The sequence below is a fragment of the Streptomyces sp. NRRL F-4489 genome, from assembly GCF_001509485.1.
Lineage (GTDB): Bacteria > Actinomycetota > Actinomycetes > Streptomycetales > Streptomycetaceae > Streptomyces.
Window position 1 is genome coordinate 49,604 of the sequence record NZ_LLZI01000228.1, and the last position, 13,281, is coordinate 62,884.

12 protein-coding genes are annotated in these 13,281 nt (G+C 72.4%); 9 read left to right on the forward strand and 3 right to left on the reverse strand.

Annotated elements, in window-relative coordinates:
- Positions 1 to 39: 39 nt before the first annotated feature.
- Positions 40 to 1,413, reverse strand: a complete 1,374-nt coding sequence (locus ADL22_RS18945) for a glycosyltransferase family 39 protein (protein WP_107116337.1) — start codon at positions 1,411 to 1,413, stop codon at positions 40 to 42.
- Between the two features lie 356 nt (positions 1,414 to 1,769).
- On the opposite strand from ADL22_RS18945, the gene ADL22_RS18950 reads away from it, so the two are divergent.
- The 5 genes from ADL22_RS18950 to ADL22_RS18970 all read left to right on the forward strand — a co-directional run bounded on the left by ADL22_RS18950 (position 1,770) and on the right by ADL22_RS18970 (position 7,344).
- Complete coding sequence (locus tag ADL22_RS18950; RefSeq protein WP_066980726.1) at positions 1,770 to 3,119, forward strand: acyltransferase family protein; 1,350 nt, start codon at positions 1,770 to 1,772, stop codon at positions 3,117 to 3,119.
- A gap of 83 nt (positions 3,120 to 3,202) precedes the next feature.
- Positions 3,203 to 3,964: a (5-formylfuran-3-yl)methyl phosphate synthase gene (locus ADL22_RS18955; RefSeq protein WP_066980729.1), complete on the forward strand. Its 762-nt coding sequence runs from the start codon at positions 3,203 to 3,205 to the stop codon at positions 3,962 to 3,964.
- 121 nt (positions 3,965 to 4,085) lie between these two features.
- A complete protein-coding gene (locus ADL22_RS18960) occupies positions 4,086 to 5,240 on the forward strand; it encodes an NAD(P)-dependent alcohol dehydrogenase (protein WP_234430768.1) in 1,155 nt (384 codons plus the stop codon).
- The gene (locus ADL22_RS18965) at positions 5,237 to 6,283 is read left to right on the forward strand and encodes a class I SAM-dependent methyltransferase (protein WP_079064260.1); all 1,047 of its coding nucleotides are present in this window, start codon (positions 5,237 to 5,239) and stop codon (positions 6,281 to 6,283) included. The genes ADL22_RS18960 and ADL22_RS18965 overlap by 4 nt, the downstream gene beginning before the upstream one ends.
- Positions 6,284 to 6,624: 341 nt before the next feature.
- Positions 6,625 to 7,344 (forward strand): GNAT family N-acetyltransferase, encoded by a 720-nt coding sequence (locus ADL22_RS18970; protein ID WP_066980734.1) that lies wholly within the window; start codon positions 6,625 to 6,627, stop codon positions 7,342 to 7,344.
- Positions 7,345 to 7,384: 40 nt separating this feature from the next.
- On the opposite strand, the gene ADL22_RS18975 is transcribed toward ADL22_RS18970, so the two are convergent.
- On the reverse strand, positions 7,385 to 7,810 hold the full coding sequence (locus tag ADL22_RS18975; RefSeq protein WP_066980737.1) for an arsenate reductase ArsC: 426 nt from the start codon (positions 7,808 to 7,810) through the stop codon (positions 7,385 to 7,387).
- 117 nt (positions 7,811 to 7,927) lie between these two features.
- Between ADL22_RS18975 and ADL22_RS18980 the strand changes: the two genes are divergently transcribed.
- The 4 genes from ADL22_RS18980 (at position 7,928) to ADL22_RS18995 (ending at position 11,475) form a co-directional block, all read left to right on the forward strand.
- Positions 7,928 to 8,233, forward strand: coding sequence for an ArsR/SmtB family transcription factor (locus tag ADL22_RS18980; RefSeq protein ID WP_066980740.1), 306 nt, complete (start codon positions 7,928 to 7,930; stop codon positions 8,231 to 8,233).
- Positions 8,233 to 9,324 (forward strand): ACR3 family arsenite efflux transporter, encoded by a 1,092-nt coding sequence (gene arsB / locus ADL22_RS18985; RefSeq protein ID WP_066980743.1) that lies wholly within the window; start codon positions 8,233 to 8,235, stop codon positions 9,322 to 9,324. The genes ADL22_RS18980 and arsB overlap by 1 nt, the downstream gene beginning before the upstream one ends.
- Before the next feature lie 251 nt (positions 9,325 to 9,575).
- On the forward strand, positions 9,576 to 10,823 hold the full coding sequence (locus ADL22_RS18990) for an MFS transporter (protein ID WP_066980746.1): 1,248 nt from the start codon (positions 9,576 to 9,578) through the stop codon (positions 10,821 to 10,823).
- A 148-nt stretch (positions 10,824 to 10,971) separates the two neighbouring features.
- Positions 10,972 to 11,475: a hypothetical protein gene (locus tag ADL22_RS18995; RefSeq protein ID WP_066980749.1), complete on the forward strand. Its 504-nt coding sequence runs from the start codon at positions 10,972 to 10,974 to the stop codon at positions 11,473 to 11,475.
- Between the two features lie 434 nt (positions 11,476 to 11,909).
- On the opposite strand, the gene ADL22_RS19000 is transcribed toward ADL22_RS18995, so the two are convergent.
- The coding region (locus ADL22_RS19000) for a peptidase C39 family protein (RefSeq protein ID WP_420711575.1) at positions 11,910 to 13,281 on the reverse strand (1,372 nt) is incomplete at its 5' end.

Sequence of the window (13,281 nt, forward strand, 5' to 3'; positions counted from 1 at the left end):
GCGGCGGACCGCGCCGCCGTGACGCGGGCCCCGGCCGGCTCAGTCCCGCCGCTCGTAGACGCTCACCCTCCGGCCGCGTTCGACGACGTCGGAGCGGCGGACGAAGTGCTCGTCCAGGACGCGCTGCTTGGTGCGGTCGCGCGCGGTGGCGTCGCGGCGGGGCCCGGGATCGGTGACGAGGACTATGCGCCGCGCGCCCAGCATGGCGTGCGCTATCTCGCGCGGCGCGGCCTCTATCCCCTTGAGCGTGCCGGACTCCACCGGCCCCCGCTCCAGGGCCAGATCGCGCAGCCCGGCGAACGCTCGGGGCGAGACCAGGGCGGTGTCGCGGCGCGCGGCGGGGATGAAGAGCACCCCGTCCGCGCCGCCCCGGACGTGCCCGACGGTCCGCGCCGCCGTCAGGACGTCATCGACGCGGCTCTGCACCGTACGCAGCCTCAGCTCCACCGGGAGCAGGGCCAGGAGGGCCACCGCGAGGGCGGCCGGCAGCAGGACGCGGACGTGCGTCCGGAGCCGCGCGGCGAGCGTGACGAGGAGGACGCCGAGGCCGAGCGCGAGTCCGACGTACGCGAACAGCACATAGCGGGTGATGTAGAGCGGTTTGACGAGCGAGACCAGCGCCAGGCCGACCTGCGGCACCGCGCACAGCGGGAGCGCGACCGCCGCGAGACCCACGCGCCCGCACGGCGCTTCCCCGCTTCCGCCGCCCGCTCCCCGGTCCGACTCCCCGCTCCCGCCGCGCGCCTGCGGCAGCAGTACGCAGCCGGCCGTGATCGCCACGGTCACCAGCACCCCGACGACCGTGGACCAGCCCAGCGGCTTGATCCAGGAGACCAGCGAGACCTGGTTCCGGCTGGTGAGGATGACCGGCAGGACGCCGGCCACGGCCCCGGTGGCGGCCAGCGCCCACCCGGTGCGGCGGGCGCGGTCGGCGCGGACCCACAGCAGGGTGGCGCCGTGCGCGACGAGGGCGAACAGCGAGAACCAGTTCAGCCACGCGGCCACCAGCACGGCCGCCGCGTACCGCAGCCACGGCCCGGCGCCCGGCCGTTCCAGGGCCGCTACCAGCAGCCGGGTGGACAGCACCACGCAGGCGAGCACCAGGGCGTACGACCGCCCCTCCTGGGCGTGTTCCTGGACCGCGGGGACGACGGCCAGCGCGAGCCCCGCCGCCGTCCCGGCCCACCGCCCGGCGAGGCGGGCGCCGAGCAGCGCGGTCAGCGCGCAGGCGGCCGACGTCGCCAGCACCGACGGCAGCCGCAGCGTCACCAGGCTGTCCCCGAAGAGCGCGAACAGCCCGTGCATCAGCGCGTAATACAGGCCGTGGACGACGTCCGCCTGGCCGAGCAGGTGCAGGATCTCGGCCGGCGGCCGGTGCGCCGCCTGCCAGGTCGCCGCCTCGTCCCGCCACATGCTGTGCTGCCGTGTGAGGCCCCACAGCCCGAGGCCGAGCGCGAGAGCCGCCGGCCCGGCCCAGACCGCTGCCCCCCGGACCGCTATCCGCCCCCGCCGCACCGTCCGCGCCCCCGTATTCCGCCCATGTCGTCACCAGGGCACGCCACTTGCCCCCATAGGCCGACAATACCGAACACGTGAACGTCGGCCGCCTGATATGCGCGATGGGCAACGACCGGGGCACCCCGGACGCACCCCCACCCCACCCACCCCTCTATACGCTTCATGTATACATACGGCTTATAGTCGGTGAGTCCGTTGCCAGGCGCGTCCGTTGCCGTGCGCCGCTCGCCATCCGGTCTGGAGAACGCACCGTGCAATCCACCGCGCAGCCCGCCCCGCGATCCACCGCGCGCAACGACCGCCCGGCCCCTCCGGACGGCGCGCGGCTGGCCGCCATCGACGGGCTGCGGCTCGTCGCCGCCCTCGCGGTGGCCGCGTACCACTACGTGGGGACGACGACCCCGCGCTTCTGGGGCGCGCACGACCCCCGGCAGTTCGCCCCGGTGCTGCACGGGATCAGCCGCTACGGCTGGCTGGGCGTGGAGTTCTTCTTCCTGATCAGCGGGTTCGTGATCTGCCTGAGCTGCTGGGGGCGCACGCCCGCGCAGTTCGTCGTCTCGCGCGCCTCCCGGTTGTTCCCGGCGTACTGGTGCGCGGTGCTGATGGTCGTCGGCCTGGTCCTGACCGCCCGGCTCGGCCACTTCCCGGCGGCGACCCCGATCGACCTCCGGACCGTGCTGGGCAATCTGACGATGGCTCCGGGACCGCTGGGGCTCCGGCTGATCGAGGGCGTCGCCTGGACGCTCTGGGTGGAGGCCCGCTTCTACCTGCTGATGGCGGTGATGCTGTTCCTCGGGATCGGCTACCGCCGCATGATCGCGTTCTGCGGCGCCTGGCTGACTCTGGCCCTCATCGCCCGCGAACTCGACTCCCCCGTCCTGGACGAATTCGTTCTCAGCCAGTACGCGGGCCTCTTCGTCACCGGCATCGCGCTGTATCTGATGCACCGCTTCGGCCAAAACCTCGTCCTGTGGCTGCTGGCCGGTTTCGCCTGGTGCTACCACCTCACCGTCCTCAACGACCGGGTGGCCGCCCACGCCGTACCGCCCGCGCAGGGGGGCGCCCTCTCCTGGACCGTCTGCGCGGCCGTCCTGACCCTCTTCCTGGCCGTGCTCGCGCTGGCCGGCATCGGCCCGCTCTCCCGGCTGCGGTGGCGCCGGCTCGTCACCGCCGGGGCGCTCACCTACCCCTTCTACCTGGTGCACCAGAGCCTGGGCATACCCGTGGCCAAGGGGCTGCTCCAGAAGGCCCCCGGGCTCGGCGTCCTGCCGTCGATGGCCGTGGGGTTCGCGTTCTCCCTGGCGCTCGCCGCCGCCGTTCACCGCCTGGTCGAACGGCCCCTGGGGCGCGTACTGCGCCGGCAGCTCACGCGGGGGATGAGCCCGGGACGGGCGGGTGGCGACCGTACGGACCGTGGGGGCGCGGACCTCGGTCTTACGGGCTGCGAGCGCGCGGCCCCCGGGGGCGCGGGCCTCGGACGTGCGGGCCATACGGGCCGTACCGGCGCGGACGGCACCCTGGGGGCGCAACGGAGACCTTCATCAGGACCCCGCGCGCCCCTGCCGCCCCCTACCGACCCCCTTCCGCCACGGCAAGGATGAGCCGCACCGCACGTGATCCAGTCGGCCGGCACTCCCGCCACCCGGGCCGGGCGGAGACGCGGTGGAAGCGGAAGGAGCCCACGGTGTTGCTTCTCATCTCCCCGGACGGCGTCGAGGAGGCCCTCGACTGCGCGAAGGCGGCGGAACACCTCGACATCGTCGACGTCAAAAAGCCCGACGAGGGCTCGCTCGGCGCGAACTACCCCTGGGTCATCAGGGCCATCCGCGACGCGGTCCCGGCCGGCACCCCGGTCTCCGCCACCGTGGGCGACGTCCCGTACAAACCCGGCACGGTGGCCCAGGCGGCGCTCGGGGCGGCCGTCTCCGGGGCGACGTACATCAAGGTCGGCCTCTACGGGTGCACGTCCCCGGCCCAGGCCATCGAGGTCATGCGCGGGGTCGTCCGGGCCGTGAAGGACTACCGGGCGGACGCGTTCGTCGTCGCCTCCGGGTACGCCGACGCCCACCGGATCGGCTGCGTCAACCCGCTCGCGCTGCCGGACATCGCCCGCCGCTCCGGTGCCGACGCGGCCATGCTCGACACCGCGATCAAGGACGGGACCCGGCTGTTCGACCACGTACCGCCGGACGCCTGCGCGGAGTTCGTCCACCTCGCCCATGAGGCCGGGCTGCTCGCCGCGCTCGCGGGCAGCGTCAAGGAGGCGGATCTCGGCGCGCTGACCCGTATCGGTACGGACATCGTGGGGGTGCGCGGGGCGGTCTGCGAGGGCGGCGACCGTACGGCGGGAAGGATCCGGCCACGGCTGATCGCCGCCTTCCGGGCGGAGATGGACCGGCACATCCGGGAACAGGCGGCCGCGCCGGCGGCTCCGGGCGCGGGCTGACAGCGGGCTGGCGGCTGGCGGCTGGCGGCTGGCGGCTGGCGGCTGGCGGCTGGCGGCTGGCGGCTGGCTGACGATGCGTCACCGGAGCACGTAATCACCAGTTTCGATGGCTGGAGGCCCCGTGACCCTCACCTTCAGCGCGGCGGTGCTGCGCTCGTACGAGAGCCCGTTCACCGTCGAGGACGTGGCACTGCACGAGGGGCCGGCCGAGGGGGAGATCCTGGTCAGGATCGCCGGCTGCGGGATGTGCCGGACCGACCTCGCGGTGCGGCGCTCGGCGGGCCGCTCACCGCTGCCGGCGGTGCTCGGCCACGAGGGCGCCGGGGTCGTGGCGGCGACCGGCGGCCCGGACACCGGCCTGCGGGTCGGTGACCACGTGGTGCTGAGCTTCGACTCCTGCGGGCGGTGCCGGTCCTGCCTGGGCGCGGCCCCGGCCTACTGCGACTCCTTCGCCGCGCTCAACCTCTTCGGCGGGCGGCCGGAGCACGCGGCGCGGTTCACCGACGCGGCCGGGCGCGCGCTGGCTCCCCGGTGGTTCGGCCAGTCCTCGTTCGCCGAGTACGCGCTGGTCCCGGCCCGCAACGCCGTCCGGGTCGATCCGGCCCTGCCCCTCGCCCTCCTCGGACCGCTCGGCTGCGGCTTCCTCACCGGCGCCGGGGCGGTCCTGAACACCTTCGGCATCGGCCCCGGCGACACCCTCGCGGTCCTCGGCGCGGGGGCGGTGGGCCTGGCCGCGGTGATGGCGGCCACCGCCGCCGGCGCGCGGACCGTGGCCGTCGACCGGCATCCGGCACGCCTGGCCCTCGCCGAACGGTTCCAGGCCCTCCCGCTGTCCGCCGCGACCGCCGACCTCCCCGGCCGCCTGCGCCAACTCACCGACGGCGGGCCGCAGTTCGCCCTCGACACCACCGCGTCCGCGCCCCTGATCAACGACGCGCTCCGCGCCCTGCGCCCCACCGGCCGCCTCGCCCTGGCGGCCCGGCTCCACACCGCCCTGCCGCTCGAACCGGGCACCCTGGACCGGGGTCGGACCCTCTCCCACCTCTGCGAGGGCGACGCCGTACCGGCCTTGCTGATCCCTCGGCTGACCGCCCTGTGGCAGGCCGGCCGGTTCCCGTTCGACCAGCTGATCCGCACGTACCCGCTCTCCGCCGTCAACGACGCCGAACGCGACTGCGAGGCGGGCCACGTGGTCAAGCCCGTCCTGCTTCCCCCGGGGAACGACCCCTTCCCCGCCGCCCCAGCCACCCCACCCGTCCAGAGGGAGCCCACATGACCGGCACCGCACACCGCGACACCGACCGGAACGACGTGAGGGGCGCGGAAGGAGCAACGGGCCCCGCAGGTGCAACGGACCCCGAAGGCGCACCAGGAACGGGCGGGGTCTCAGGCGACGCCTCAGGAGGGGCCTCAGGAGGGGCCTCAGGAGGGGTCTCAGGCGGTGTCGGCCTGACCGCTCTCCTCGTCGCCGCATCCCGGGCGATCGAGACCCACCGCCCCGACAGCCTGGCCCAGGACCCCTACGCCGAGCACTTCGTCCGCGCCGCGCCGGCCACCGCCCACTGGCCGGTCCGCCCGCACCAGACCCCGGGCGGGGACGCCAACCCCCTCTGGGGCCGCTTCGCCCGCTACTTCGGCCTGCGGACCCGGGTCCTGGACGACTTCCTCCTCCGGGCGGCGCACACCGGCGGCGTCCGCCAAGTGGTCCTGCTCGGGGCGGGGTTGGACACCCGCGCGTACCGCCTCGACTGGCCGGCCGGCTGCACGGTGTACGAGATCGACAGGGCGGGCGTGCTGGCGTTCAAGCACACGGTGCTGGACGCGCTGCCGGCCACGCCGAGCACCGCGCGCGTACCGAGGGCGGCGCGCGTACCGGTCCCCTGCGACCTGCGGGCCGACTGGGCCGGAGCACTCACCGCCGCCGGCTTCGACCCGGACGAGCCGACCGCCTGGCTGGCCGAAGGGCTGCTGTTCTACCTGCCCCCGGCCGCCGAGACCCGCCTCATCGCCACCGTGGACCGGCTGAGTGCGGCCGGCAGCACCCTCGCCTACGAGGCCAAACTCGAAAAGAACCTGCTCGCCTACCGCGACAGCCCGCTCTACACCGCGACGCGATCCCAGATCGGCATCGACCTGCTCAGCCTCTTCAGCACCGAACCGCGCCCGGACTCCGCGGGCCACCTGGCGAGCACGGGCTGGTCCACCGCGGTCCGCACCCCCTTCGACTTCACCCGCCACCACGGCCGCGGCCCCCTCCCCGAACCGAACGACGCCCTGGCCGGCAACCGCTGGATCTTCGCCGACAAACCCCGGCCATAGCGGCGGGTACGGCCTCCCGGGTCGCATCGGGGGCGTATCGGGGTCGTATCCGGGATGCCTCCGGGACCTATCCGGGATCTATCAGGGTGGCCCCCGAGATACCCGCCGGACACGACCGGGCAGAAAATCGATGACGAGGACGGAGGCGAAGAAGGAGACGGAGACGGAGGCGAAGACGGAGAAACAGAGGCGGAGACGGAGACGGAGACAACGCAACAGGCGACAACAGGATGACCACAGGGCGAGCGGCCCGCAGTAAGGCACGGCAGTGAAGGGCACCGCAGTAAGACACGTCAGTGAAAGACAAGACCGTGAGGCACGGCAGTGAAAGGCACCCCACGATGACCAGCGCCACAAGGAGCAGCCCCGGCGACGACAAGGCACTCGACGACCCGGTGGGCGAGTCGCTGCGCGGCCACCACGCCGGCCTCGGACGCCGACTCGGCCGGGCCGCCACCTACCTTCCGGACGTCGCGTCCTTCTCCGCGGTGCCCGCCGACGCGGACGCGGCGGACTGGGCCGGCCTCGCCCGCCTCCTCGGCCCCGGCGCGTTCGCCGACATGTTCAGCTCCCCGGCGACCCCACCGCCTGACTGGGAACCGGTCTTCGTCCTCGAAGGCCGCCAGTTGATCTGGCCCGGCACCCGCCACCCCGAGCCCCCCGCCACGTCCGCCCCCGACGTGGTCGAGCTGGGCCCGGCCGACGTCCCCGAGATGCTCGACCTGATCGCCTGGACCCGACCGGGCCCCTTCCGCCCCCGCACCCGCGAACTGGGCACCTACCTCGGCATCCGCGCCAACGGCACACTGGTGGCCATGGCGGGCGAACGGCTCCGCCCGCCCGGCTGGACGGAGATCAGCGCCGTCTGCACGGCCCCCGAGGCCCGCGGTCGCGGCCACGCCGTCCGCCTCATCACCACCCTCGTCACCCGCATCCTGGCCCGCGGCGAACGCCCCTTCCTCCACCTCGCCGAAGCGAACACCGCCGCCCGCGCCCTCTACGAACGCCTCGGCTTCACGAGCCGAAGACCCGTAACCTTCCGCGGCTACCGCACCCCGTAACGCACGACCGCGAACCGACAGCCGCACCCCTCGGCCCCGTTTACGCCTCGGACTCCGCCCGCGAGTCGATCTCCGCGACCAGAGCTTCGACACGACCCCTGATCTCGTCACGAATCGGACGGACGGACTCCACACCCTTCCCAGCGGGATCTTCCAGAGCCCAGTCGAGGTATTCCTTGCCGGGAAACACCGGGCAGGCATCTCCGCACCCCATGGTGATGACGTAATCGGACGCCCGAACGGCCTCGGCGGTGAGGACCTTGGGCCGCTGACCGGCGATATCGATGCCGATCTCCCTCATCGCCTCGACGGCGGCCGGATTGACCCGGTCAGCGGGAACGGACCCGGCGGAACGGACCTCGACGCGATCACCCGCGAGGTGGGCGAGAAACCCGGCCGCCATCTGCGAGCGCCCCGCATTGTGAACGCACACGAACAGAACAGAGGCAAGCGGAGCGTCAGCCACAGGATCCCCCTTCCCTTCCACCCATCACCATTCCTCCATCAGCACCCACTGGCATCAGCACCAGCCGGTATCAGCACCAGCTGGTATCAGCACAAGCTGATGTGACAGTATCAGCCCATGCTGACATCAGCCGATACTGACCTGATCCGGGTGCTGGCCGACCCGCTCAGGCTGAAGATCGTGAATCTCCTCGCTCACGAGACGCTGTGCACCACGCACCTCGTCGAGGAGACCGGCGCCCGGCAGACCAACCTCTCCAACCACCTGCGGGTACTGCGCGAGGCGGGCGTCGTGGAGACCGAACCGTGCGGCCGGTACACGTACTACAAGCTGCGGCCGGACGTCATCGCCGCCCTCGCCGGGCAGTTCGCCGACCTGGCCGAGCGAGCCCGTACCGCCACCGACCGCAAGAGGCCCTGCTGATGACCCGCACCGAAGCCCCCGCCGTCTCTCCGGAAGCCTCCGTCGCCGCCAAGCTGTCCACCCTCGACCGCTTCCTGGCTGTATGGATCCTGCTCGCGATGGGCCTCGGGCTGGGCCTGGGCCGCCTCGTCCCCGGCCTGAACGACGCCCTGGCCAAGGTCGAGATCGGCGGCATCTCGCTCCCCATCGCCCTCGGCCTGCTGATCATGATGTATCCGGTGCTGGCCAAGGTCCGCTACGACAAGCTCGACGCCGTCACCGCCGACAAGCGCCTGATGGTCTCGTCGCTGGTCATCAACTGGGTCCTCGGCCCGGCCGTGATGTTCGCCCTGGCCTGGCTCTTCCTGCCGGACCTGCCCGAGTACCGCACCGGCCTGATCATCGTCGGCCTGGCCCGCTGCATCGCCATGGTGATCATCTGGAACGACCTGGCCTGCGGCCACCGGGAAGCCGCCGCCGTCCTCGTCGCCCTGAACTCCGTCTTCCAGGTCATCGCCTTCGGCCTGCTCGGCTGGTTCTACCTCGACCTGCTGCCCGGCTGGCTCGGCCTCGGCGGCGGACAGCACCTCGACATCTCCGTGGGCAAGATCGCCCTCAACGTCGTCATCTTCCTCGGCGTCCCGCTCATCGCCGGCTTCCTCACCCGCCGCCTGGGCGAGAAGAGGATGGGCCGAGCGGCATACGAATCGGCGTTCCTGCCGAAAATCGGCCCGTTCGCCCTCTACGGACTGCTCTTCACGATCGTCATCCTCTTCGCCCTGCAAGGAAAGACGATCACCTCCCAGCCACTGGACGTCGCCCGGATCGCGCTGCCGCTGCTGGCCTACTTCGCCCTCATGTGGTTCGGCACCTTCGCGCTCGGCAAGGGACTCGGCCTGCCCTACGACCGCACCGCGACCCTCGCCTTCACCGCCGCCGGCAACAACTTCGAACTGGCCATCGCCGTCGCCATCGCCACCTTCGGCGTCACCTCCGGCCAGGCCCTCTCCGGCGTAGTCGGCCCCCTGATCGAGGTCCCCGTGCTGGTGGCCCTGGTCTACGTATCCCTGGCCTGGCGCAAGAAGTTCACGACCGCCCGACTCGGCGCATAACCCCACCCGCCCCCGGCAACCGGGCAATCGGAGAACTGGGCGCCCCGACCGAGCATCCGAGCCACCGAGCCACCGAGCCACCGAGCCACCGAGCCACCGAGCCACCGAGCGCAAAACGCGAATACCCCGCCCACATCACCCTCGCCATCAGATCTGCCACCCCCACGGTCGGAGAGAGCCGCAAAAAAGAGGGCGCGATCTCATCCGATCCTCCACTGTGTTCGCCGCGGCCCCGGGGCCAGACTGCCCGCATGACCGACACCGCGCCCTCGCCCGACCAGCCCGCCGACCCGCCGGCCGCCCCCGCGCCGGAGGGCCGGTGGCTGACCCCGGGCGTCCGGGGCATCGGTGCCGCCAGCTTCCTCGCCGACGTCGGGCACGAGATCCCCACCGCCCTGCTGCCGTCCCTGCTCACCACCACCCTCGGCGCACCCGCGGCAGCCCTCGGCGCGATCGAAGGGTTCTCCGACGCCCTGGCCGGCGCGGCCCGGTTCGGCGGCGGCGTGCTCGCCGACGACCCGGCCCGCCGCCGCAAGGTCGCCATCGGCGGCTACACCACCACCGCCGTCCTCGGCGCCGCCACCGCCGGCGCGACCGCCGTCTGGCAGGTCGGACTCCTGCGCGCCGCCGCCTGGACCGCCCGCGGCCTGCGCGTCCCGGCCCGCAACGCCCTGCTCGCGGACATCGTTCCCGCCAAGGCGTACGGCCGGGCCTACGGCTTCGAGCGGATGATGGACAACCTCGGCGCGATCTTCGGCCCGCTGCTCGCCCTGGGCCTGGTCGCCTGGCTCGGCGTCAGCTGGGCCATCGGCCTGTCGGTGATCCCCGGTCTGCTGGCCGCCGCCGCGATCGTCTACGCGATCCGCAGGACGCCCCGGCCCACCAGCCGCGACAAGGTCCCGCTCAGAATCCGTATCCGGCCCGTCCTCAAGGGCGATCTGGGCAGGCTGATGGCCGCGGTCGCCGCCTTCGAGGTCGGGAACGTCGCCGCCACCCTGCTGATTCTGCGCGCCTCCGACCTGCTGGCACCCGGGCACGGTACGAAGACGGCCACCACCCTCGCGCTCGGCCTCTACACCGCGTACAACATCGCCGCCACCGTCGCCTCCGTCCCCGCCGGACGCCTCTCCGACCGGCTCGGCGGGCGCGGGCCGATCCTCGTCCTGGCGGGCGGCGTCGCCGCGTTCGCCGCCGCCTACGGCATGTTCGCGGTCAACGGCACGGCCGTCGCGTTCCTCGCGGTCCCGTTCGTCCTCGCCGGTGTGGGCATCGGCGCGGTGGAGACCGCCCAGCACTCCGCCGTCGCCGCCCTCGCCCCGACCGCCCTGCGCGGCTCGGCGTTCGGCCTGCTGGCCACCGTCCAGTCCCTCGGCAACCTCGCCGCCAGCGGCATCGCCGGCATCCTGTGGACCGCCCTCTCCCCCACCGCCGCCTTCACCTACCTCGCCGCCTGGATGCTCCTCGCCCTCACCGCCCTCCTCTGCTCCACCCGCCGCTGAGCCCCCACCCACCCCACGACACCGAACGCCTCGGCGAGTTGGGCGGAGCGTAACGCGACCGACGACCGCCAGGTGATCACCCATGGACAGAGCACATAGGTCGCCCCACCGACATCCTTTTCTCTGCACGACGTGATCGAATGCACGAATGAGCGAGAGACACGGTTTCTTGGGGCCCCTGGGCCAGGTGGACGGCCACTGGGTGGTAGGCAACTACCCACACCCTGGGCGCGCTTGGCTCACGTTCCGTAAGGACGGTATTTACCAACACACACGGAAAGCCGAGGAACAGCTCATCCCCTGGTCCAGGTTCATGCTGTTCAACCGCTTCACGCTGGGTGCCAAATATCCCTCCAAGGGTCAGTACGGCGTACGGGCACTCTTTTTCGGCGGAGCTCGCGGCTATCTCCACGTGACGCTGCGCCACCCGTATGAGGACTGGCTGCTCACCTTCGACGGCCACCCGCACAGGTACACCCTCACCGACATGCTGCTGTTCGAGGCACTGCTCGCCTCGACCATCAACGACGGCGAAGCACACAGGCTCGGCGACGGCGACTGGCTACGCCGCGCCGTGGAACACCTGACCCGGGAGCGCCCCCGCACGACCCACCGCATACGCAAGGCAGTAAAAGAGGCCCGCGAGTTGTAAGCCGAAGCCGCCAACACCACGGCCCGCCCACGGCGGCTGAACGGGGCCCACTCTGCTGCATCAGCGCTCTCCCCAACCACCCACCTCCGCAAGCAGTTCCTTGGTCCTCCGCAGCAGGGCCTGGAGTAAGGCAGCTAACGGATGATGCTTCAGAAGGAGCCGTGGGGAGTTGTGTGCACGGCTATCTCGCAATTGCCCCAACGAGAGAGACATGTCGCTCTCGATGAAAGCGGGTAAAATCCACTCGCTGGCCGTACGAAGCCGCAGGTCGGGACCTGTGGTCCCCGCGCGTGCGGGGGTGGTCCCCATTGACCTTGAGCACGGCCAAAGCGGTACTCAAGCTCCCCGCGCCTGCGAGCGCTGCAGGCGCGGGGCGGGGACACATTTCGGGAATCCCCGCCCCGAGAGTCGGGATTGCGCGGGGTGGTTGCGGACTAGTGGATCCCCAGGCCGTGGAGGGCCCGGAGTTGGGTGGGGGATGGCTTGGCGGGGAAGTAGAGGTAGCAGACGCCTCCGGAGCCGCTTTTGACCTGGCCTTTTGCGTCGTGGCGCTTGGTGCGGAGCCAGATGGTTTCGAATTGGTGGCGGGGGTAGACGCGGCGGACGGCGGGGTCGGAGGGGGAGGCGGGGTCGTTGGCGATGACGTCGCCTTCGGGGGTGAAGCCGATGACGGTCATGAGGTGGCCGGCGGTGCCGTAGCCGGCGCCGTCGAGTTCGGTCTTGAGGAAGGACTGGGAGGTGATCACCGGGATGCCGGCGTGGACCAGGCGTTCGGCGTCGTTGAGTGAGGACAGGCGGGTAACCAGGCTCTGCAGGGCCGGGTAGGTGGCGGCGTAGGCGGCGTTGAAGGGCCAGTTGCCGCAGCCGTTGTACTGGTAGTCGTAGGTGTAGCGGGCGGCGTGGCAGACCTGGGGGTCGGCGTAGGAGGGATCGACCCAGGAGAGCTGCTGCTGGGTGGGGCGGCGGCCCCAGTACTCGATGATCATCTGGGACGAGGTGGGGCTGCACCACGCCTCTCCCCCGTTGTCGTACTGGGGGTACTGGCCCTTGTGGATCTCCTGGGAGTAGCGCGGCACGTGGAGTTCGCGGCCGGTGAGGAGCGGGGTGGAGGCCGGGACGTCGAAGCGGTCCGGGAGGTCGGAGGCCATGGTTCCCAGGCGCCAGACGGTGGGGGCGGCGGTGGTGCCGGGGCGGCGGTAGAGGGTGAGGCGGAGTTCGTAGGCGGCCAGGCGGAGGCCGCTCGCCGGGTCGTCGATGGCGAAGGTGTCGGTGGAGACCGCGCTGCGGCCGTCCTTCTGGCCGTCGACGGAGGTGCGGCGGATGTCGGTCGCGCCGTCGCCGGCGGTCCAGCGGCCCATCACGTACCAGGGGGTGCGGGCGCCGTCGGAGTAGGTGCCGCGGAGTTCGACGGCGATCCAGGTGCCGGGCGGGGTGTGCGCGTTCCAGGAGGCGACGGCCTCGGTCGCCGGCACGGGGAGGCGCCGCACCGGGCTCGTCCAGGTGGCGTACTCCCAGGTGGCGGACGTACCGGTGTGGGGGTCCTGGTACGTGGTGGTGCCGGCGGGGCGGGCCAGGCCGATACCGGGGCGGGGGCCGGGGACGACGTGGGTGCCGTGCGGGGTGCCCTGGCGCCAGTCGGCGGCGGTGGTCCAGGCGTGGTAGTCCACGGGGCTCTTCGCTGGGTGGGGGGCGGTGGCGGGACGGGGTGCGGCGGGGACGCGGGCCCGGTCCCCCGGGGCCCCGGCCAGGGGGGGGGCGGGGCCCCCCCCGGCCGGGGGCCGGGCGGCGGGCCGGACGGGGGGCCCG